We start from the raw sequence: 19221 nt of genomic DNA on the forward strand, positions 1-19221 counted from the left end.
GGAGGTGGATCTTGCGGCTTTTCGGATGGTGAGCGGCCGCCCCCATGAGAACTAGGGGCGGACACTCCGTGATCCATCCAGGAGCCTGCCGCAGTGGCCTCTGCGGTGGGCTCCGCCTGTTTCCGTAAGGTACCCGCGCCGTGCGCCGCATGCCACCAGCTCCCAGGGTTCACGCACCCCGCACGCCCCCCTTCACAACCGGTGCGCCGCCCCCGTCGGCGCCGCCCCCCGTGTGTCCAGCAGGAGCTGGGCCTTCACCGACAGGCCCTGGAGGTCGTACGTGCGGTGCTGCTGGAGGAGGATCGTCAGGTCCGCGTCGGCCGCTGCCTCGTAGAGGGAGTCCGCGCGGGGGATCGGGCGGTCGAGGACGCTCCAGGCGGGGACGTGGGGGTCGTGGTAGCTGACCGAGGCGCCCAGTTCCATCAGGCGCAGGGCGATCTCCTGGGCCGGGGTGCCCTGGAGGTCGGCGAGGTCGGGTTTGTAGGTAACGCCGAGGAGGAGCACGCGCGCGCCCCGGGCCGACTTGCCGTGTTCGTTGAGGAGCGTGGCGGCGCGCTGGACGACGTAGCCCGGCATGCGGCTGTTGACCTGCTGGGCCAGTTCCACCATGCGCAGGCCGCGGCCGGCCTGGCTCGTCAGGTCCTGGGGGACCGAGTGGCCGCCCACGCCCGGCCCGGGGCGGAAGGCATGGAAGCCGAACGGCTTGGTCTCCGCGCAGCGGATGACGTCCCACAGGTCGACGCCGAGGTCGTGGCAGAGGACCGCCATCTCGTTGACCAGGGCGATGTTCACATGCCGGTAGTTGGTCTCCAGCAGTTGCACGGTCTCCGCCTCGCGCGGGCCACGCGCGCGTACCACCTTGTCCGTCAGCCGGCCGTAGAACGCGGCGGCCGACTCGGTGCAGGCCGGGGTGAGGCCGCCGATGACCTTGGGGGTGGTGGCGGGCGTGACGTCGCGGTTGCCGGGGTCGACACGGCTGGGGGAGTACGCGAGGTGGAAGTCGCGGCCCGCGCGCAGGCCGGACCCCTCTTCGAGCAGCGGACGGAGGAATTCCTCCGTCGTCCCCGGGTGCACAGGGGACTCAAGGATCACGGTGGTGTGCGGGCGCAGATGGGCGGCCAGGGTGCGGGCTGCGGCCTCCAGCCGGCTCAGGTCGAGCCCGCCGTCCGCACCCGGAGGGGTCGGCGCGCAGATGACCGCCGTGCGCACCCGGCCCAGCTCGGCCGGGGCGGTGGTCGGCCGGAAGCCCCCCGAGAGCATCCGGCGCAGTTCCGCGGGGCTGAGCGAGCCGGCCTCGGGGCCGGTCCGGTACCCCAGGGTGGGGATGCCGGCGGCGACGGCGGCCTGGGCCAGGGGCAGGCCGTACGGGCCGAGTCCGATGACGGCGAGATCTGCGGGCATGGCGTGGCCGTCCTTCCCGATAGCCGAAGTGGGACAGGTGCGCAAGCCCTGTGGACAGGACGGGCGAGCGCAATGTCAGACTAGGAGTAAATATGACCGATATGCGGGATTGGCTGGCCGAGTTTCGGTGAGTGTTCCGTGACCGTTGTCCACAGGCTGAGGGCCCGTGGTGGCTGAAGTCGGGCAACCCGGTCAGAATTTGGGCAGGGGGATACGGACGGGGCTGCGCCCGACGGGTGCGGTCGGCGCGACCGATGAGCGGGAGGCAGCGGTGAGGACAGCGACACTCGGACCGGCGCAGCGCGCCGAGTCACTCGCAGCGATGGCCGAGCGCGAGCTGGACGTGCTGGTCGTGGGCGCGGGCGTGGTCGGTGCGGGCACCGCGCTCGACGCCGTGACCAGGGGCCTGTCCACGGGCCTGGTCGAGGCGCGGGACTGGGCGTCCGGCACCTCCAGCCGGTCCAGCAAGCTCATCCACGGCGGCCTGCGCTATCTGGAGATGCTCGACTTCGCGCTCGTCCGCGAGGCCCTGAAGGAGCGCGGCCTGCTGCTGGAGCGGCTCGCCCCCCATCTGGTGAAGCCGGTGCCGTTCCTGTACCCGTTGCAGCACAAGGGCTGGGAGCGGCTGTACGCGGGGTCGGGCGTCGCGATGTACGACGCCATGTCCATGGCCCGCGGGCACGGCCGGGGGCTGCCGATGCACCGGCACCTGACGCGTAATCACGCCCTGCGGGTGGCGCCCTGCTTGAAGAAGGACGCCCTGGTCGGGGCGTTGCAGTACTACGACGCCCAGATGGACGACGCCCGCTACGTGGCGACCCTGGTGCGCACGGCGGTGGCGTACGGCGCCAAGGCCGCCAACCGCGCGCGGGTGACGGGTTTCCTGCGCGAGGGCGAGCGGGTCGTCGGGGCGAAGGTGCAGGACGTCGAGGGCGGCGGCGAGTACGAGATCCGGGCCAAGCAGGTCGTCAACGCCACCGGCGTGTGGACGGACGACACGCAGGCCATGGTCGGCGAGCGCGGGCAGTTCCACGTCCGGGCGTCCAAGGGCATCCACCTGGTCGTGCCGCGCGACCGGATCCACTCCACGACCGGGCTCATCCTGCGCACGGAGAAGTCCGTGCTGTTCGTCATCCCCTGGGGCCGGCACTGGATCGTCGGCACCACGGACACCGACTGGGACCTCGACAAGGCCCACCCGGCCGCCTCCAGCGCGGACATCGACTACCTGCTGGAGCATGTGAACTCGGTGCTCGCGGTGCCGCTCACCAGGGACGACGTCCAGGGCGTGTACGCGGGCCTGCGGCCCTTGCTCGCGGGCGAGTCGGACGCCACCAGCAAGCTGTCGCGCGAGCACACCGTCGCCCATCCGGTGCCCGGGCTCGTCGTCGTGGCGGGCGGCAAGTACACGACGTACCGGGTCATGGCCAAGGACGCGGTGGACGCGGCGGTGCACGGGCTGGACATGCGGGTCGCCGAGTGCGTCACCGAGGACGTGCCGCTGCTCGGCGCCGAGGGCTACCGGGCGCTGTGGAACGCGCGGGCCCGGATCGCCGCCCGGACCGGACTCCACGTGGTGCGCGTGGAGCATCTGCTCAACCGGTACGGGGCGATGGCCGAGGAACTCCTCGACCTCATCGCCGAGAACCCGTCGCTGGGCGAGCCGCTGCCCGCGGCCGACGACTATCTCCGCGCCGAGATCGTCTACGCGGCCTCGCACGAGGGGGCGCGGCATCTGGACGACGTGCTGACCCGGCGGACGCGCATCTCGATCGAGACCTTCGACCGCGGCACGCGCAGTGCGCGCGAAGCCGCCGAGCTGATGGCGCCGGTGCTCGGCTGGGACGAGGACCAGATCGAGCGCGAGGTCCAGCACTACGAGAAGCGGGTGGAGGCCGAGCGGGAGTCGCAGCGGCAGCCGGACGACCTGACGGCGGACGCCGCGCGGCTGGGGGCGCCGGACATCGTGCCGTTGTGAGCGGCTGCGGGGCGCTGTCTGCGGATATCACCCGAACGGGTGTCGGGATGCGGGAGCTTCGTTCGGGACCCGGTCGTTCTACGAGGTGCGGGGGCAGAACTCGGCCGCGAGCAACGCGGGTTCGAGGCCGGGATCTGCGATCGCGTCCGTGTTCACGCGGAAGGTGAGGACCCGCCGGCCGTCGACGCCGGCGGCGGCGCGCACATAGCTGCCGGATATGTGCCCGTTGTGCCCCCACACCGTGGTGCCGCACGGAAGCTTCTCCGGGAACAGCCCCATGCCGTACGCGCCGTGTGCGGCTCGGGTGTCGAGCATCTCGCGCAGCCAGCGCGGGGGCAGCAGCCGGCCCCCGAGCAGGGCCCCGTAGAAGGTGTCCAGATCGGCGAGCGTGCTCACCAACTCGCCCGCGGCGCCCGCCACCCGCGGATCGAGATCGGTGACGTCCGTGCCGTCGGCGGCGTAGGCGCGGCCGTGCGGAGAAGGCAGCGAGGAGCGGGATCCGGGGAAGGAGGTGCCCGTCAGACGCAGCGGAGTGATGATGCGGCGCTCGGCCTCGGTGGCGTACGAGTGGCCGGTGACCTGTTCGATGACCAGGCCGAGCAGGACGTAGTTGGTGTTCGAGTAGGAGAAGCGGCCGCGTGCGGCCGGAGGGTGGGTGAGTGCGATGCGCAGGGCCTGACGGGCGGTCACGGGCACGGTTCCGTCGGTGGCCGCGGTGAAGTCGTACAGGCCGCTGGTGTGGGTGAGCAGGGAACGCAAGGTCAGCGCGCGGCCGTCGTTGCCCGCTCCCCGGACCAGACCCGGCAGGTGCTGCTCCACGGTGTCGGACAGCGACAGCCGGTGCTCGGCGGCCAGTTGCAGCACGACCGTGGCGATGAACGTCTTGGTGATGCTGCCCGCCCGGAAGTGGTCCGACGGGGCGATTCCCCGCCCGGCGTGGGCGTAGCGGGTGGTGGCTCCCTCCCGGGCCAGCAGGGCCGCGGCGGGGGCTCTGCCCCGGGTCACCAGCAGCGGCAGCACGGAGTTCGTGGGAGGAGCCGAGAGAGCCGAGGAGTCGGCCGGGGGCAGACCGAGGAGGGCTACGGACACAGGCAGGGCCAGCAGCGTCCGAAACGGCGGCATGAGGCTCCTCCCTGATCGGGGCCCATCATGCAAGGCGGCGCGCGGGGGGCCGCACCCGGGTTGGGGGCGGGCGGGCCGGCCGGTGTCCGCCAGGGGGCCCCTGGGCGCTGGGCACTTGTCGGGTGAGAGACAATGGAGGCTCTGTCAGGGCGGGTTGTATGAGGGGACGCATGTCGGAGGCGGAGCGGGCGGGCACATCTCGTCAGGACACTCGTCAGGACAACAGGGAGCGTCTCCTCGCGGGGCGTTACCGGCTGGGCAAGGTGCTCGGCCGCGGCGGCATGGGCACGGTCTGGCGGGCCGAGGACGAGACGCTGGGGCGGACGGTCGCCGTCAAGGAGCTGCGGTTCCCGGGCAACATCGACGAGGACGAGAAGCGGCGGCTGATCACGCGGACGCTGCGCGAGGCCAAGGCGATCGCGCGGATCCGCAACAACAGCGCGGTGACCGTCTTCGACGTGGTCCAGGAGGACGACCGGCCCTGGATCGTGATGGAGCTGGTCGAGGGCAAGTCGCTCGCCGAGGTCATCCGGGAGGACGGCCTCCTCGACCCGAAGCGGGCCGCGGAGGTCGGGCTCGCCGTCCTGGACGTGCTGCGGTCCGCGCACCGCGAGGGCATCCTGCACCGTGACGTGAAGCCGTCGAACGTGCTGATCGCCGAGGACGGCCGGGTCGTGCTCACCGACTTCGGCATCGCCCAGGTCGAGGGCGACCCGTCCATCACCTCGACCGGCATGCTCGTCGGCGCGCCCTCCTACATCTCCCCGGAGCGGGCGCGCGGGCACAAGCCAGGCCCGGCGGCCGACCTGTGGTCGCTCGGGGGTCTGCTGTACGCGGCGGTGGAGGGCACACCGCCGTACGACAAGGGGTCGGCCATAGCGACCCTCACGGCCGTGATGACCGAGCCGCTGGAGGAGCCGAAGAACGCGGGCCCGCTGAAGGACGTCATCCACGGGCTGCTCACCAAGGACCCGGCCAAGCGGCTCGACGACGCGGGCGCCCGGGCGTTGCTGAACGCGGTCATCCACGCGCCCGCGCCGTCCGAGGCGGAGCCGCTGGACGCGACGAAGGTCGTGCCGCTGCCGGCGCAGCCGGGCGGGCCGTCGGGCACAAAGGGCTCGGCGGGTGCGGGGGGTTCCGCGGGCAAGCGGGGCGAGGAGGCCGGGGAGCGGTTGCGCGGGGCGCTGCGTTCCGTGCGCAAGGCCGCGGCGGGAACGGCCGCCGCCTCCACCGAGTCCGAGGCCGGCTCGCGCTCCTCCGGATCAGGCCCCTCCGGTTCGGGTTCTTCCGGCCCGGGCTCTTCCCGCCCGGACGGCAGGGCGGCGCGGAGCGGGGGCGCGGGGGCGTCCGGGGCGCAGTCGGGTGGTACGGCGGCGGCCTCGGGTGCGGTGGCCGGGGCCGGCGAGCGGGGTGCGCAGGGGGCGAAGACGCCGTCCGGGGGGCAGAGTTCGGGGTGGCCCGTGATGCCGCGGCCGGACCTGCCGCCGCGGCCCGTGCCCAGGGCGCCGCTCACCGACGTGGTGCCGCGGCGGACCCTGATGATCATCGCGGTGGTCGTGGTGCTCGCCGTGATCGGCACCGTCCTGGCCATAGCGCTCAGCGGGGACGACGACGGCTCGAAGGGAGCGGCCGGCGGGAGCGGCGACAAGACCGTGGCCACCGCGTCCGGCAGCGCCGACACCAAGGGCGACGAGAAGGACGACACGCGTACGGACGGTGCGGCGACCCAGCCCGTGCCCTCCGGGACTGCCTCGGACAGCACGCCGAGCGGCTCCTCCGGTGCCGGCGCCGGGGCGGGATCCGGCGGCTCCGGTGGCGGGGGCACCTCGGAGGTGTCGACCCATCAGGGGAAGCAGGGGTACTCGATCGGGCTGCCGAAGGGGTGGAAGTACGGCTCCACGGGTGCGGCCGGAGACCGGTTCACCGGCCCCGACGGGCAGAAGCTGCTCATCGCCTGGACGTCCACGCCCAAGGGCGACCCGGTGGCGGACTGGAAGAACCAGGAGCGCTACATGCAGCGCGCCCAGTACAAGAGGATCCGAATAGAGCAGGTGGACTACCGCGGCTGGAACACGGCCGACTGGGAGTTCACCTACGTCGAGAGCGGCACGAAGTACCGGACCATCGACCGTGGGTTCGTCGTCGACGACCGGCAGGGGTACGCGCTGATGTACACGGCGAAGGCCGCCGACTGGGACGGCGAGCTGCGCAAGGGGACGTGGCGGACGCTCACCAAGACCTTCGAACCCAAGTCCTGAGCATGGGCCGCCCCGGGTTTGGGGAGTGAGATCTGGCATCCCCACGATGCGGGTTGCCTGCGGCACGTATCGTAAATGTTTGCGGACCGTACGCAGCCGGAACGGACCGTGGGGCGAACGGATGTGACCGACCAGGCTGCCGGGGGAGGCACCGTGGACGACTATGCGGGACGGGTACTCGCCGACCGCTACCGCCTGCCGCTGCCGCCGTCCGACGAGTACGAACTCACCGAGACCCGCGCCTTCGACACCTACAGCGGACAGGAAGTCCTGGTCAGGCAGGTGCCGTTGCCCGAAGTGGTCGAGGCCGAGGTCCTCGACGCGGAGGGGCTGCCCGACGGCTTCACGGCACGCGACGGGGGCGCGCGGCGGCCCGGCGCGCGTCCGGGTACCCGGCGGCCCACGGATCCGGTGGTGCGACGCGCGGTCGAGGCCGCGCAGGCCGCAGCGGCCATCCCCGACCACCCCCGGCTCGACCAGGTCTTCGACGTGTTCGCCGAGGGCGGTTCGCTGTGGATCGTCAGTGAGCTGGTGGCCGCGCGTCCGCTGGCCGCGCTGCTCGCCGAGAAGCCGCTGACGCCGTACCGGGCGGCCGAGGTGGCCTCCGACGTGCTCATGGCGCTGCGGGTGCTGCACGCCCACGGCTGGGTGCACCGGAACATCACCGCGCGGACGGTGCTCGTCTGCGACGACGGCCGGGTGATGCTGACCGGGCTGGCGGTGGGAGCGGCGGAAGAGGCGCTGTGCGGGTACGACCCGGTGCCGCCGCCGGCCTTCGAGGAGTCCGAGCAGGGGCTGGGCCCGACCGGTGGCCCGGGACAGTCCGGTGGTTCCGCCGGGCTGACGCATGGCGGGGGCGGTCCGGCCGGCGGGCGAGGCCCGGGCGGGGCCGGCGGCCCCGGAGGTCCGGCCGGGGGCAGTGGGCCCGGCGGGATCGGTGGCTCGGGGGATCCCGAGGCGGCGCGGCGGGCCGCCATAGAGGCGCGGGAGTCCAGGGGGCTGCCGACGGCCGGAGCCGACACCGGCGGAGGACCGGCCGTGCCGGCGCGCCGGAGCGAGGACGACGGTGGCGACCCGCGGGCCGCGCGCGCCGGGGCGATCGCCGCCTACCGGGCGGGTGCCCGGGCCGCCGCCCGGGTCCAGGAGGCGCAGCAGAACGGCCGGGCGGCGCTGCCCGGTGCCCGCCCCGCCCCGGGCAGCGGTCCCGCGCCGCACGGCAACGGCTCGGCGCGGTCGCCGTACATCCCCGGGCAGGGCACGGCACCCGAAGCGGCCCCGCCGGGGCGGATAGCCGACCCCTACGGCGTGGGCGACACCCCCCGGACGACCGCCTGGCACGGCGCCACGCCCCGCGGCGGACGGGGCGACGCGCCCCCGGCGCAGGGCCAGGAGCAGGCGGCCCTCCCCCCGGCCCCGGACGGCTCCGCGGCCACGCGGTGGGACGACCTGGTCGCCGACACCCCCGCCCCCCGGCGCGGTCCGGCCACGGCCCTGGCCGCCGAGCGGGCCCGGCAGGCGCGGATGGCGGTCGTCGGGCCGGTCACCGAGCGCTGGGCGCCGGAGCAGGCCGGACCCGTCCACGAGAACTGGCAGCTGGCCGCGCCGATCGGCCCCGCCACCGACCTGTGGGCACTGGGCGCGCTGCTCTTCCGGGCCGTGCAGGGCCACGCGCCCTACCCGGAGGAGTCGACGGCCGAGCTGGTGCAGATGGTGTGCGCGGAACCGCCCGCGTACGCGGAGGAGTGCGGGCCGCTGCGGCCGGTCGTGGAGTCCCTGCTGCGTCAGGACCCCACCGAGCGCCTCGACTTCGAGGAACTGCGCGGCTGGCTGCGGTCCCTGGTGCGCTCGGCGCCGGAGCCGGAGGCCGGGCTGCACGTCGTCCCGGCCCCGCCCGCCGACGCCAGCCGGCTGCCCGTCGTACGCCGCCGGGGTGAGCTGGTGCGCCGGCGGCGGGCCGGGCTGCCCGCGCACCACGGGCGGCACAAGCGGGCCAAGGAGTCCCGGTCGCCGCACCGCCTCGGCCGCACCCTGCTCCTGTTGGTCCTGCTCGCGATGGCCGCCGCGATCGCCTACGCCATGCTCTTCATGCCCAAGTCGGACACCGACGGCGCGGAGGGCGCGGACCGCACCGGTGCCGCCGGCGAGGTCAGCCAGGCGCCCGAGCCGGACGCCAGCAGCGAGCCGCGGCCCGACCAGACCTCGCCCGCGCCCGGGAAGAGCCCGTCGACGTCGGCCGGTGCCGGCGAGACCCAGACCACCGGCCCCGACATCGGTGACGGCTTCACGCTGCGCAAGGACCCGGCCGGCTTCCAGGTCGCCGTGGCCAAGGGCTGGGACCGCACCCCGGGGAACGGCGACGGCCAGGTCGTCTACGCGAAGGGCGACTTCCGGCTCATCGTCGTACCGGGCCGGGACAGCGCGTCGGAGTACGGCAGTGACCCGATGGCCTACCAGCGGGAGCGGGAGCGCGAGTTGCAGCCGTACCGGGACTCCAGCTGGGCCACCTCCACGGGCCTGAAGACGATCGAGGTGGGCGGCCGGACCATGGCCGAGGGGCAGTTCACCTGGACCGGCGAGGACGGCGGCGAGCTGTATGTGCGCAACCTCGCGATGCTGGTCGACGGGCGGTACCACGTGGTCCAGGTGCGCGGCCCGGAGGCCGAGCGGGACGAGGTGACGCGGCTGTACGAGCAGGCGGCGGCGACGTACCGGGCGACGAAATGATCCCCTGAGGCGCCTGCCGTGCGTCGGCGTTCACCTCACCTTTCCCTCCCGTCCCGGATGGCGACAACCGTCACAGTGCGGTCACCGTGGCACCCCGCTTGTTCCCTGGGAAAGCACGGGTCCTTACGCTGACCCTGTCAAGACCATTGCGGGGCAACGTGAATCAGATGCAGGGCCTGCTCGTGGCGGGCCGCTACCGGCTGGCCGAGTCCATCGGCAGTGGCGGCATGGGCCGGGTATGGCGTGCACATGACGAAGTGCTGCACCGGTCGGTGGCCATCAAGGAGTTGACGGCCGCCCTCTACGTCTCCGAGAGTGAGCAGGCGATCCTGCTGGCCCGCACCCGGGCCGAGGCCAGGGCGGCCGCGCGGATCAGCCACACCGCGGTCGTCACCGTGCACGACGTGCTGGAGCACGACGGCCGCCCGTGGATCGTGATGGAGCTGGTCGAGGGCCGCTCGCTGGCCGACGCGGTCAAGGAGGAGGGGCGCGTCGAGCCGCGCGAGGCGGCGCGCGTCGGCCTCTGGGTGCTGCGGGCGCTGCGTGCCGCGCACACCGCCGGCGTCCTGCACCGCGACGTCAAGCCGGGCAACGTCCTGCTCGGCCGCGACGGACGGGTTCTGCTCACCGACTTCGGCATCGCCCAGATCGAGGGCGACACCACCATCACCCGGACCGGGGAGGTCGTCGGCTCGGTCGACTACCTGGCCCCCGAGCGCGTGCGCGGCCACGACCCGGGCCCGTCCTCCGACCTGTGGGCGCTCGGCGCGACGCTCTACACGGCGGTGGAGGGCCGGTCCCCGTTCCGCCGCACCACCCCGCTGACCACCATGCAGGCGGTGGTCGAGGAGGAGGCCGCCGAACTCCGGCACGCCGGTCCGCTCGCGCCCGTCATCACCGCCCTGCTCCGCAAGGACCCCGCGAGCCGGCCCGACGCGTCCGAGGCCGAGCGGATGCTGGCCGAGGCGGCGGAGGGACGACCGCCGAGCGGGGCGCAGGCGTATGCCCCGACGCAGTACGGAGGGACGCCGTACCAGGAGGCCCACAGCGGCACGGGCCCGGCCGGCTCCCCCTCGGCGTCCCACACCCGCACCCCGCTCCCCCCGCTGGCCGGCACCCCGACCGCCGGAACGCCGACGGCCGGGGCACCGACGACGGGGACGCCCACGGCAGGCACGCCGGCGGGCCGTCCCGCCACGGTCGGTCCGACGGCGACCGGACCGCAGCCCGCCGGTCCGGGACGGCGCCGCCGGCTGCGCACGCTCGCCCTCGTCGTGGCGCTCGCGGCGATCATCGGCGGAGGCACGGCCGTGGCACTGCAGCAGTGGGACGAGGGCCGGCAGACGCCGGGCACCGCGTCCGGCTCGACCGCTTCCCGGACCAAGGAACAGCCCGGCGGATCGGTGCCCGCCGGCTGGACCCGCCGCGACGACCCCGCCGGTTTCAGCCTCTACCTGCCCCAGGGCTGGAAGCGCCAGCTCTACGGCCCGCAGGGCGAGCTCAGGCAGATCGACTACACGCCCGACGACGGCCGGCACTTCGTCCGGATCGCCGTCGACACCTCCCCGGACTTCGGCGACCCCTACGCCCACCAGCTCGACCTGGAGGAGCAGCTCAAGGACCTGGTCCACTACAAGCGCCTCACGCTGAAGCGCAACATCTACCGGGACCGGGAAGGCGCCCTGTGGGAGTACACCTGGACCGCGCAGGCGAAGGACAGCAAGTTCCCCGGGCCGCGCCGCGCCATCGAGGAGACGTACATCGCCCGCGACGGCACCGAGTACGCGCTCTACATGTCCGCGCCGGCGTCGGACTGGGCGAAGGCGCGCAAGCAGTTCACCTCGGTGCTGCAGGGCTGGCAGGAGAAGACCTCCTGAGAGGGCGGGGTCTCTGACCCGGGGCTGTCTGTTTCGGCCACCCGCAGGTCGCCGCCCCGGAGCGGTCCGGTCCGGTGGGGCATGATGGCCGTATGGGGACCGAGGGGCACAACATGCGTGTCATCGCGGGCCGTTACCGGCTCGAGGAGAGGCTCGGGCGCGGGGGCATGGGCGTGGTCTGGCGGGCGACCGACCAACTGCTCGGCCGGGGCGTGGCCGTCAAGGAACTCCCCTACGACGAGACGCTCTCGGCGGCCGAGGCGCGCCGGCAGCGGGACCGTACGCTGCGCGAGGCCCGGGCGGTCGCCCAGCTGAGCCATCCGCACATCATCGTCGTCCACGACGTCGTCGAGCACGAGGATCGCCCCTACATCGTCATGGAGCTGATCGAGGGCGGTTCGCTCGCCGACCGGCTCGCCACCAGCGGCCCGGTCGACGCCGCCGAGGCCGCGCGCATCGGCATCGCCCTGCTCGGCGCGCTGCGGGCCGCCCACGCGTCCGGGGTGCTGCACCGCGACCTCAAACCGGACAACGTGCTGCTGGAGACCGGCACCGACCGGGTCGTCCTCACCGACTTCGGCATCGCCCAGGTGCAGGGCGCCCCCACGCTCACCGAGAACGGCTCCTTCGTCGGCTCGCCCGAGTACACCGCGCCCGAGCGGATGTCCGGGGCCCGGACCGGGCCCGAGTCCGACCTGTGGTCGCTGGGCGCGCTGCTGTGCGCGGCCCTGAGCGGGGAGTCGCCGTTCCACCGCGACTCGCTGGGCGGCATCCTGCACGCGGTCGTGGTCGGCGACATCCAGCCGCCCGCGCAGGCCGGGCCGCTCCTGCCCGTCGTACGGGGTCTGCTGGAACGCGATCCGGACCGGCGGCTGGACGCGGACCGGGCGGAGCGGATGCTGCGGGCCTTCCGCGACACGGGCCGTACGCCGCAGGCGCCGCCGCCCGGGTATGCGCCGACGGTGCGGGACGACGCCCCGCGCGGGCGGCGCCTCGCACCGCCGCAGGACATCGCGGACCGGCAACCGCCCGGGCCGGCGGCGGACGGGCCCGCCCCGGGCGGCCAACGGGAGGAGTCGTTCCTCCGGCAGCCCACGCGGCGGGTGCTGGTGGCCGCGCTGCTGGTCGCCGCGATGGCCGGGGCGGGGGTGTCCGCGGCGGCGCTGCTCAGGGGGGAGGGCGACGGGGACGGCGGCCCCACACCGACGAGTTCGGCACCCGAGACGCCCGCGACCCGGTCGGCGTCCCCCAGCACCTCCGCGCACCGGTGACGCACCGTCAGCTGCCCGGGGACGACTTGCCGGCGCCCGGAACCGACTCGCGTCGACAATCCCCCGTCTCGCAGGGTACTGATGGGGCATGAGTAACGACGGGGGCGGGACGGGCGCCCAGGGCCGGCTGGTCGGCGGACGGTACCGGCTGATCGAGCGCATCGGCTCCGGCGGGATGGGCACCGTCTGGCGGGCCCGCGACGAACTCGTCCAGCGCGAAGTCGCCGTCAAACAGCCCCACTTGCCCGGCGAGCCGGAGGACGAGAGCCACCGGCGGGCCGCCCACCGGCTCCACCGCGAGGCCCGCGCCGCCGCCCGCGTCGACCATCCCGCGGCCGTCACCATCCACGACGTGGTCGTCGAGGCGGAGCAGCCGGACGACCGCCCGCGGCCCTCGGGCCCCGACGAACTCGACGCGGCCGAGGCGCTCGACGGGCTGCCCTGGATCGTCATGGAGCTGGTCCGGGGCGAGTCCCTGCGCGAGACGCTCCGGCGCGGTCCGGTCGACGTGCCCGAAGCCGCCCGGATCGGCCTCGCGGTCCTCGGTGCCCTGCGCGCCGCGCACTCCGTCGGCATCGTGCACCGGGACGTCAAGCCCGCCAACGTGCTGCTGGAGACCGGCACCGACCGGGTCGTCCTCACCGACTTCGGCATCGCCCATGTGCGGGGCGAGGACTCCCTCACGGCCGGTGGGGAGTCGGTCGGCTCGCTGGAGTTCGTCGCTCCCGAGCGGATGTCCGGCCGTATCGCCGGGCCCGCCTCCGACCTCTGGTCCCTGGGCGTCCTGCTGTACGCCGCCGTGGCGGGCGCGTCCCCGTTCCGCCGGACCACGCCGGAGGCCACGCTCGCCGCGATCCTCGCCGCCGAGCCGCCCGAACCGGAGCGGGCCGGACCGCTCGGGCCGCTGATCGTACGGCTGCTGGCCCGGGACCCCGAACAGCGGCCGGACGCCGAGGAAGTCGCGAAGGAACTGGAGGCGGTGGCCGGGCGGGGGCCGGAGAGGGAGCCGGTGCGGGAGCTTGGCCAGGAGGCCGAGGAGATAGAGGAGATGCCGGAGTCGTCGGAGGACGCCGGCACGCTACGGCCCGGCGGCGGAACGGCCGCACCGCCGGAGGCCGTCGAGCACGACACGCCATCTGTGCCCGTCGACCACGACACGCTGTCAGCGCCCGTCACGCAGGACACGCCGTCTACGCCCGCCGCACACGACACACCGTCTGTGCCCGTCGACCACGACACACCGAAGCACCACCTCCTCCGCCCCGGCCCCCTCGCCCTCCTGGGCGCGCTGCTCGTCGGCGGCATCGGGGCCGCCACCCAGCTCGCCGACACCAGCAGCGCGGGGACCACCGACCACCCCGTCGGCGCCACGCCGGCCCCCACCGCCCCCGGCCCCGGCGGCACCTGGACCGCGCACCGCGAGCCGGATCTGTCGGCCGTGCTCCACCTCCCGGCCGACTACCGCCGGCTCGCCGAAGCCGGCAGTGCCACCGACCAGCCCCGCATGGCCCTCTACGGCGATGCGCGGGGCGGCAGCGTCCAGGTCCGCCTCCTCCTGTGGGACAGGGCCCCGGGGTCCCCGATGGACGAGGCCCGCAAGGCGCACGCCACCTGGGGGGAACAGGCCCGCACGCGGTACACCCGCACCAGCGTCCAGGCCTACGACGCCGCCATCGCCGACACCACCTACCACCTGGACGAGGCCCCCCGGCGGGTCATGCAGGTCATGGTCCGCACCGACGACGACCGCATGTACGAACTGCGCGTCGACATGCCCAGGGGCACACCGGAGGAGAAGGAGGGCACCTCGCTGTTCCAGGGCGCCCGGGACCGGCTGGGAATCGTGGAAGGCTGAATCACGTCGGCCCGCCACCGCCCCACGCCCTGATCAGCACGTTTGTTGCCAGCAGCCACTGGCGTCGTGTGTGCAGTCGGTGAAGCCGTATTACCGACGGGTACCCAAAGGCTCCGCCGCGGCATACCCTGCGCCTCATGACGGACGCGCAGGCCGCCGAGAAGACGGCAGAGACCGGCACGGCACAGACCGGTACGAACCCCCTCGCCCCCGCCCCGGAGGGCGCCCGCACCGCCGCCGACGTGGTGACCCCCGAGCTGATCGCCCAGCTCACCAAGGGCGTGGTCGGCTCCGGTCGTACCGCCAACCACACGCCGTTCACCGGTGAGAAGCTGGCCGACCTCCCCGAGTCGACGCCCGAGGACGTGACGCGGGCCTTCGAACTGGCCCGCGCCGCCCAGGCGGTATGGGCGCAGACCCCGGTGCGGCAGCGCGCCGCCGTCCTGCTCCGCTTCCACGACCTGCTGCTGGAACGCCAGGCCGAGGTGCTCGACCTGATCCAGCTGGAGACCGGCAAGGCCCGCCTGCACGCCCACGAAGAGGTCCAGGCCGTCGCGGTCGCCGCCCGACACTACGGCCGCAGGGCCGCCGCCTACCTCCGCCCGAAGCGGCACGCCGGCGCCATGCCGACCCTCACGAAGGTCATCGAACGGCGCCACCCGCGTGGCGTGGTCGGCCAGATAGCCCCGTGGAACTACCCGTTGGAGCTGTCGGTCGGCGACGCGCTCCCCGCGTTCGTCGCGGGCAACGCGGTCGTCATGAAGCCCGACACCGAGACCTGCCTGACCGCCCTGTGGGCCCGTGACCTGCTGATCGAGGCCGGCCTGCCCGCCGACGTCTTCCAGGTCGTGCTCGGCGAGGGCCCGGTCGTCGGCCCCGAGGTCGTCCGGCACGCCGACTACGTCTCCTTCACCGGCTCCACCCGCACCGGCCGCGAGGTCGCCCAGGGCGCCGCCGCCCGGCTGGTCGGCGTCTCCCTCGAACTCGGCGGCAAGAACGCCATGCTGGTGCTGGAGGACGCCGACATCGAGAAGGCCGCGGCCGGAGCCGTGCGCGCCTGCTTCTCCTCCGCCGGCCAGCTCTGCATCTCCATCGAGCGGCTCTACGTCCACGAGTCGATCGCGGACGCCTTCCTGCAGCGCTTCGCCGCCCGCACCAAGGCCATGCGCCTCGGCAGGTCCCTGGCGTACGGCGCCGACATGGGTTCCCTGGTCGGCGAACGACAGCTGGAGACCGTCACCCGGCACGTGGAGGAGGCCGTCGCCAAGGGCGCGACCGTCGTCGCGGGCGGGGTGGCACGCCCGGACATCGGCCCGTACTTCTTCGAGCCGACGATCCTCGACGGCGTCGGCACGGACATGTCCGTCTGCACGGAGGAGACCTTCGGCCCGGTCGTCTCCGTGTACCGCTTCAAGGACGAGGACGAGGTCGTCGAGCGCGCCAACGCCACGGCGTACGGCCTGAACTCCTCGGTCTGGACGAAGAACGCCCGGCGCGGCCAGGAGGTCGCCGCCCGCCTGCGCACCGGCACGGTCAACATCAACGAGGGCTACGCCCCCGCGTACGGCAGCGCCCAGGCGCCCATGGGCGGCATGAAGGACTCGGGTCTCGGCCGCCGCCACGGCTCCGAGGGCATCCTCAAGTACACCGAGGCCCAGACGGTCGCCCACCAGCGGGTCCTGCCGATGGCCCCCTCCCTGGGCATGGACGACGAGCAGTACGCCCGGTTCATGAGCAGGAGCCTCCGCCTGATGAAGGCGTTCCGGTTCCGGTGATTCAGCGAGGAGAGCACGTGCCTCAGGACGCATACGACTACGACGTCATCGTCGTCGGCTCCGGCTTCGGCGGCTCCGTCACCGCCCTGCGCCTCACGGAGAAGGGCTACAAGGTAGGCGTCCTGGAGGCTGGCCGCCGCTTCACCCGCGAGACCCTCCCGAAGAACTCCTGGGACCTCAAGAACTACCTCTGGGCCCCCAAACTCGGCATGTACGGCATCCAGCGCATCCATCTGCTGGGCAACGTCATGGTCCTGGCGGGCGCGGGCGTCGGCGGCGGCTCCCTCAACTACGCCAACACCCTCTACGTCCCGCCGAAACCGTTCTTCGAGGACCCGCAGTGGCGTGACATCACGGACTGGCAGGAGGAGCTGAAGCCGTACTACGACCAGGCCCGGCGCATGCTCGGCGTCCGGCTCAACCCGACCATGACCCCCTCCGACGTCCATCTGAAGGCCGCCGCGGAGCGGATGGGCTGCGGCGACTCCTTCCACCTCGCCCCCGTCGGCGTCTTCTTCGGCGACGGCGAGGACGCCGACGGCACGGTGAGGGCCAAGCCGGGCCAGGAGGTGCCCGACCCGTACTTCGGCGGGGCCGGACCGGCCCGCAGGGCCTGCGCGGAGTGCGGCGAGTGCATGACCGGCTGCCGCCACGGCGCGAAGAACACCCTCAACGAGAACTACCTGTACCTCGCCGAGAAGGCCGGCGCGGTCGTCCACCCCCTGACGACGGTCGTCTCGGTCACCGACGACTCACGCGGCGGGTACGCGGTCGCCACCCTGCCCACCGACGACCGCCGCAAGGCCAAGGGCCGCACCTACACGGCCCGCCGGGTCGTCCTGGCCGCCGGCACCTACGGCACGCAGACCCTGCTGCACCGCATGAAGGCGGGCGGCCAGCTGCCGTACATCTCGGACCGGCTGGGCGAGCTGACCCGCACCAACTCCGAGGCCCTGGTCGGCGCCCAGACCGACGACCGGCGCTACCGCAAGGCACATGGCGCGCCGAAGGCCGACTTCACGCGGGGCGTGGCCATCACGTCCTCGATCCACCCCGACGCGAACACCCACATCGAGCCGGTCCGCTACGGCAAGGGCTCCAACTCGATGGGCGGCCTGTCCATCCTCCAGGTCCCCTACGCCGGGACGAACTCGGGCACCTCACGGGTCCTGGGCTTCCTCGCCCACGCGGCGAAACACCCCTGGCTGGTGCTGCGCTCCCTGTCCAACCGGCGCTGGTCGGAGCGGACCATCATCGGCCTGGTGATGCAGTCGCTGGACAACTCCCTGACGACGTACCTGAAACCGTCGGGGGCCGGCCGCGGCCTGCTCACCGCGCGCCAGGGCCACGGCGCCCCCAACCCCAAGCAGATCAAGGCCGCCACCGAGAGCGCGTCGGCGCTGGCCGCCGAGATCAACGGCTTCGCCGGCTCCAACGTCGGTGAACTGATGGGCACCCCGCTCACGGCCCACTTCCTCGGCGGCTGCCCGATCGGCTCCTCCCGCGAGACCGGCGTGATCGACCCGTACCACCGCCTCTACGGCCACCCCGGCATCTCGGTCGTCGACGGCGCCGCGATCTCCGCCAACCTGGGCGTCAACCCGTCCCTGACCATCACCGCCCAGGCCGAACGGGCGATGTCGTACTGGCCCAACAAGGGCGAGCCCGACCCGCGGCCGAAGCAGGGCACGGCCTACGAGCGGCTGCAGCCGGTCGAGCCGAAGTCCCCGGCGGTCCCGCCGGAGGCGTTCGGCGCGCTGCGGCTGCCGTTCCTGGGACTGCCGGCGGTGCCGCCGAAGAACTGACGGCAGCGGACAGCAGAAAGACGGACAGCAGAAGAGGGACCTGCGCCCCCCTCCGAGCGCAGGTCCCTCTTCCGCTTGGCGTTGCCCCTTACGGGGCGCTGCGTCTTACGCCTCCGCGCCGGCCTTGCGGCGACGCACCACGAAGATCGCGCCGGCACCGGCGACGACCGCGGCACCGCCGACGAGGCTGATCATCGGCAGGGCGGAGCTGGAGCCGGTCTCGGCGAGGCTGCCGGTGACCTCCGGCGTGTTGCCGCTCGGCTTCTCGTCGGTGACGGGCGCCTTGCCGCCTTCCTGCGGCTTGGTGCCGTCGGTGTCCGTACCGGCGGAGACGATCTGGAACTTGTACGACACGTCACCGACGCCGGTGCACTCGGCGTCGTTGTCGCCGTAGATCGTCGCGCCGAGCGAGAAGCCGGCGCCGACCGGGGCGGACTTGCTGACGTTGAGGCGCAGCGGGATGTTGACCTCGTAGTCGGGCTGCAGCTCGTCGGTGGAACCGACGTAGCCGACCGCGTAGCCGTCCTCGTTGAGGTCAACCCAGATCTTGTCCTGGGGGTCCCAGGCCTGGAGCTGGACCTGCTTGCTGGAGAACAGCTCCTCGCCGTTCTTGTCGGGGGAGGCCCCGGCGAAGAAGTGGAGGTCGTTCAGCGTGGAGTCGGAGTTGTTGAGCACGTTCAGCGAGAACTTGTGCCAGCCGCTGCCCGCCGCGATCTTGCCGGGCAGACCGGAGATGCTGACGTCGACCTTGGTGTCCTCGCAGACCGAGGGCTCGGGGTCGGGGGACTCCGACTCCTCGGGCTCCGAGGCGGAGGGCGACGGGGAGGACTCGCTCGCGGACGCGCTCGGCGTCGGCGACGTCTCGGGAGCGGACTCGCTCGGGGAGGTGCTCGGCGACGGCGACGTCTCGGGAGCGGACTCGCTCACCGACGGCGAGGCGGACGTCTCGGGAGCGGACTCGCTCACCGACGCGCTCGGCGTGGGCGTCGTCTCGTCGGTCGCGTACGCGGCCGGTGCCGCGAGCAGTGCCACCGGGGCTATGACCGCCGTGGCGGCCGCTGCTGCCATGGCGCGGCGAAGCTTCATGAAGACCTCGGAAAGTCCGGCGTACCGCGGGGTGCGGTACGAACGTTGGGGGAGGCCTCCGCGTGTGGG

The 19221-nt window shown here is 73.5% G+C and carries 11 protein-coding genes; 8 read left to right on the forward strand and 3 right to left on the reverse strand.

The genetic code is table 11. From position 1 onward, the window contains the following. Positions 1–192: 192 nt before the first annotated feature. Entirely contained in the window at positions 193–1401 is a 1209-nt protein-coding gene (locus tag ABZ386_RS27790) for a nucleotide sugar dehydrogenase (RefSeq protein ID WP_358966275.1), read from the reverse strand. Positions 1402–1672: 271 nt separating this feature from the next. On the opposite strand from ABZ386_RS27790, the gene ABZ386_RS27795 reads away from it, so the two are divergent. Further along, a complete protein-coding gene (locus ABZ386_RS27795) occupies positions 1673–3379 on the forward strand; it encodes a glycerol-3-phosphate dehydrogenase/oxidase (RefSeq protein ID WP_114254826.1) in 1707 nt (568 codons plus the stop codon). A gap of 78 nt (positions 3380–3457) precedes the next feature. Here the strand turns inward: ABZ386_RS27795 and ABZ386_RS27800 are convergent, their stop codons facing one another. Further along, entirely contained in the window at positions 3458–4501 is a 1044-nt protein-coding gene (locus ABZ386_RS27800; protein WP_355722282.1) for a serine hydrolase domain-containing protein, read from the reverse strand. Positions 4502–4671: 170 nt separating this feature from the next. Here ABZ386_RS27800 and ABZ386_RS27805 point away from each other — a divergent pair, with 170 nt between their 5' ends. The 7 genes from ABZ386_RS27805 (at position 4672) to ABZ386_RS27835 (ending at position 18066) form a co-directional block, all read left to right on the forward strand. After that, complete coding sequence (locus ABZ386_RS27805; protein ID WP_358966278.1) at positions 4672–6759, forward strand: serine/threonine-protein kinase; 2088 nt, start codon at positions 4672–4674, stop codon at positions 6757–6759. Between the two features lie 153 nt (positions 6760–6912). Further along, a complete protein-coding gene (locus ABZ386_RS27810; protein ID WP_358966281.1) occupies positions 6913–9483 on the forward strand; it encodes a protein kinase in 2571 nt (856 codons plus the stop codon). Positions 9484–9650: 167 nt separating this feature from the next. After that, entirely contained in the window at positions 9651–11360 is a 1710-nt protein-coding gene (locus ABZ386_RS27815; protein WP_356501427.1) for a serine/threonine-protein kinase, read from the forward strand. A gap of 92 nt (positions 11361–11452) precedes the next feature. After that, entirely contained in the window at positions 11453–12631 is a 1179-nt protein-coding gene (locus tag ABZ386_RS27820) for a serine/threonine-protein kinase (RefSeq protein WP_356671392.1), read from the forward strand. 88 nt (positions 12632–12719) lie between these two features. Further along, the gene (locus ABZ386_RS27825) at positions 12720–14486 is read left to right on the forward strand and encodes a serine/threonine-protein kinase (protein WP_358966285.1); all 1767 of its coding nucleotides are present in this window, start codon (positions 12720–12722) and stop codon (positions 14484–14486) included. Between the two features lie 137 nt (positions 14487–14623). Then, on the forward strand, positions 14624–16261 hold the full coding sequence (locus ABZ386_RS27830) for a succinic semialdehyde dehydrogenase (protein ID WP_355718734.1): 1638 nt from the start codon (positions 14624–14626) through the stop codon (positions 16259–16261). Positions 16262–16278: 17 nt separating this feature from the next. Beyond that, entirely contained in the window at positions 16279–18066 is a 1788-nt protein-coding gene (locus ABZ386_RS27835; protein WP_356614458.1) for a GMC family oxidoreductase, read from the forward strand. A gap of 105 nt (positions 18067–18171) precedes the next feature. Here ABZ386_RS27835 and ABZ386_RS27840 read toward each other — a convergent pair whose 3' ends face one another. Next, the gene (locus ABZ386_RS27840) at positions 18172–19152 is read right to left on the reverse strand and encodes an LAETG motif-containing sortase-dependent surface protein (protein WP_351337449.1); all 981 of its coding nucleotides are present in this window, start codon (positions 19150–19152) and stop codon (positions 18172–18174) included. Positions 19153–19221 lie beyond the last annotated feature (69 nt).

Source organism: Streptomyces sp. NPDC006140, from assembly GCF_040628815.1.
Lineage (GTDB): Bacteria > Actinomycetota > Actinomycetes > Streptomycetales > Streptomycetaceae > Streptomyces.

Bases quoted from the DNA above. Each gene is read 5' to 3' on its own strand.
- ABZ386_RS27790 (WP_358966275.1), bottom strand. From the start codon at position 1,401: ATGCCCGCAGATCTCGCCGTCATCGGACTCGGCCCGTACGGCCTGCCC.
- ABZ386_RS27800 (WP_355722282.1), bottom strand. From the start codon at position 4,501: ATGCCGCCGTTTCGGACGCTGCTGGCCCTGCCTGTGTCCGTAGCCCTC.
- ABZ386_RS27805 (WP_358966278.1), top strand. From the start codon at position 4,672: ATGTCGGAGGCGGAGCGGGCGGGCACATCTCGTCAGGACACTCGTCAG.
- ABZ386_RS27815 (WP_356501427.1), top strand. From the start codon at position 9,651: ATGCAGGGCCTGCTCGTGGCGGGCCGCTACCGGCTGGCCGAGTCCATC.
- ABZ386_RS27820 (WP_356671392.1), top strand. From the start codon at position 11,453: ATGGGGACCGAGGGGCACAACATGCGTGTCATCGCGGGCCGTTACCGG.
- ABZ386_RS27825 (WP_358966285.1), top strand. From the start codon at position 12,720: ATGAGTAACGACGGGGGCGGGACGGGCGCCCAGGGCCGGCTGGTCGGC.
- ABZ386_RS27830 (WP_355718734.1), top strand. From the start codon at position 14,624: ATGACGGACGCGCAGGCCGCCGAGAAGACGGCAGAGACCGGCACGGCA.
- ABZ386_RS27840 (WP_351337449.1), bottom strand. From the start codon at position 19,152: ATGAAGCTTCGCCGCGCCATGGCAGCAGCGGCCGCCACGGCGGTCATA.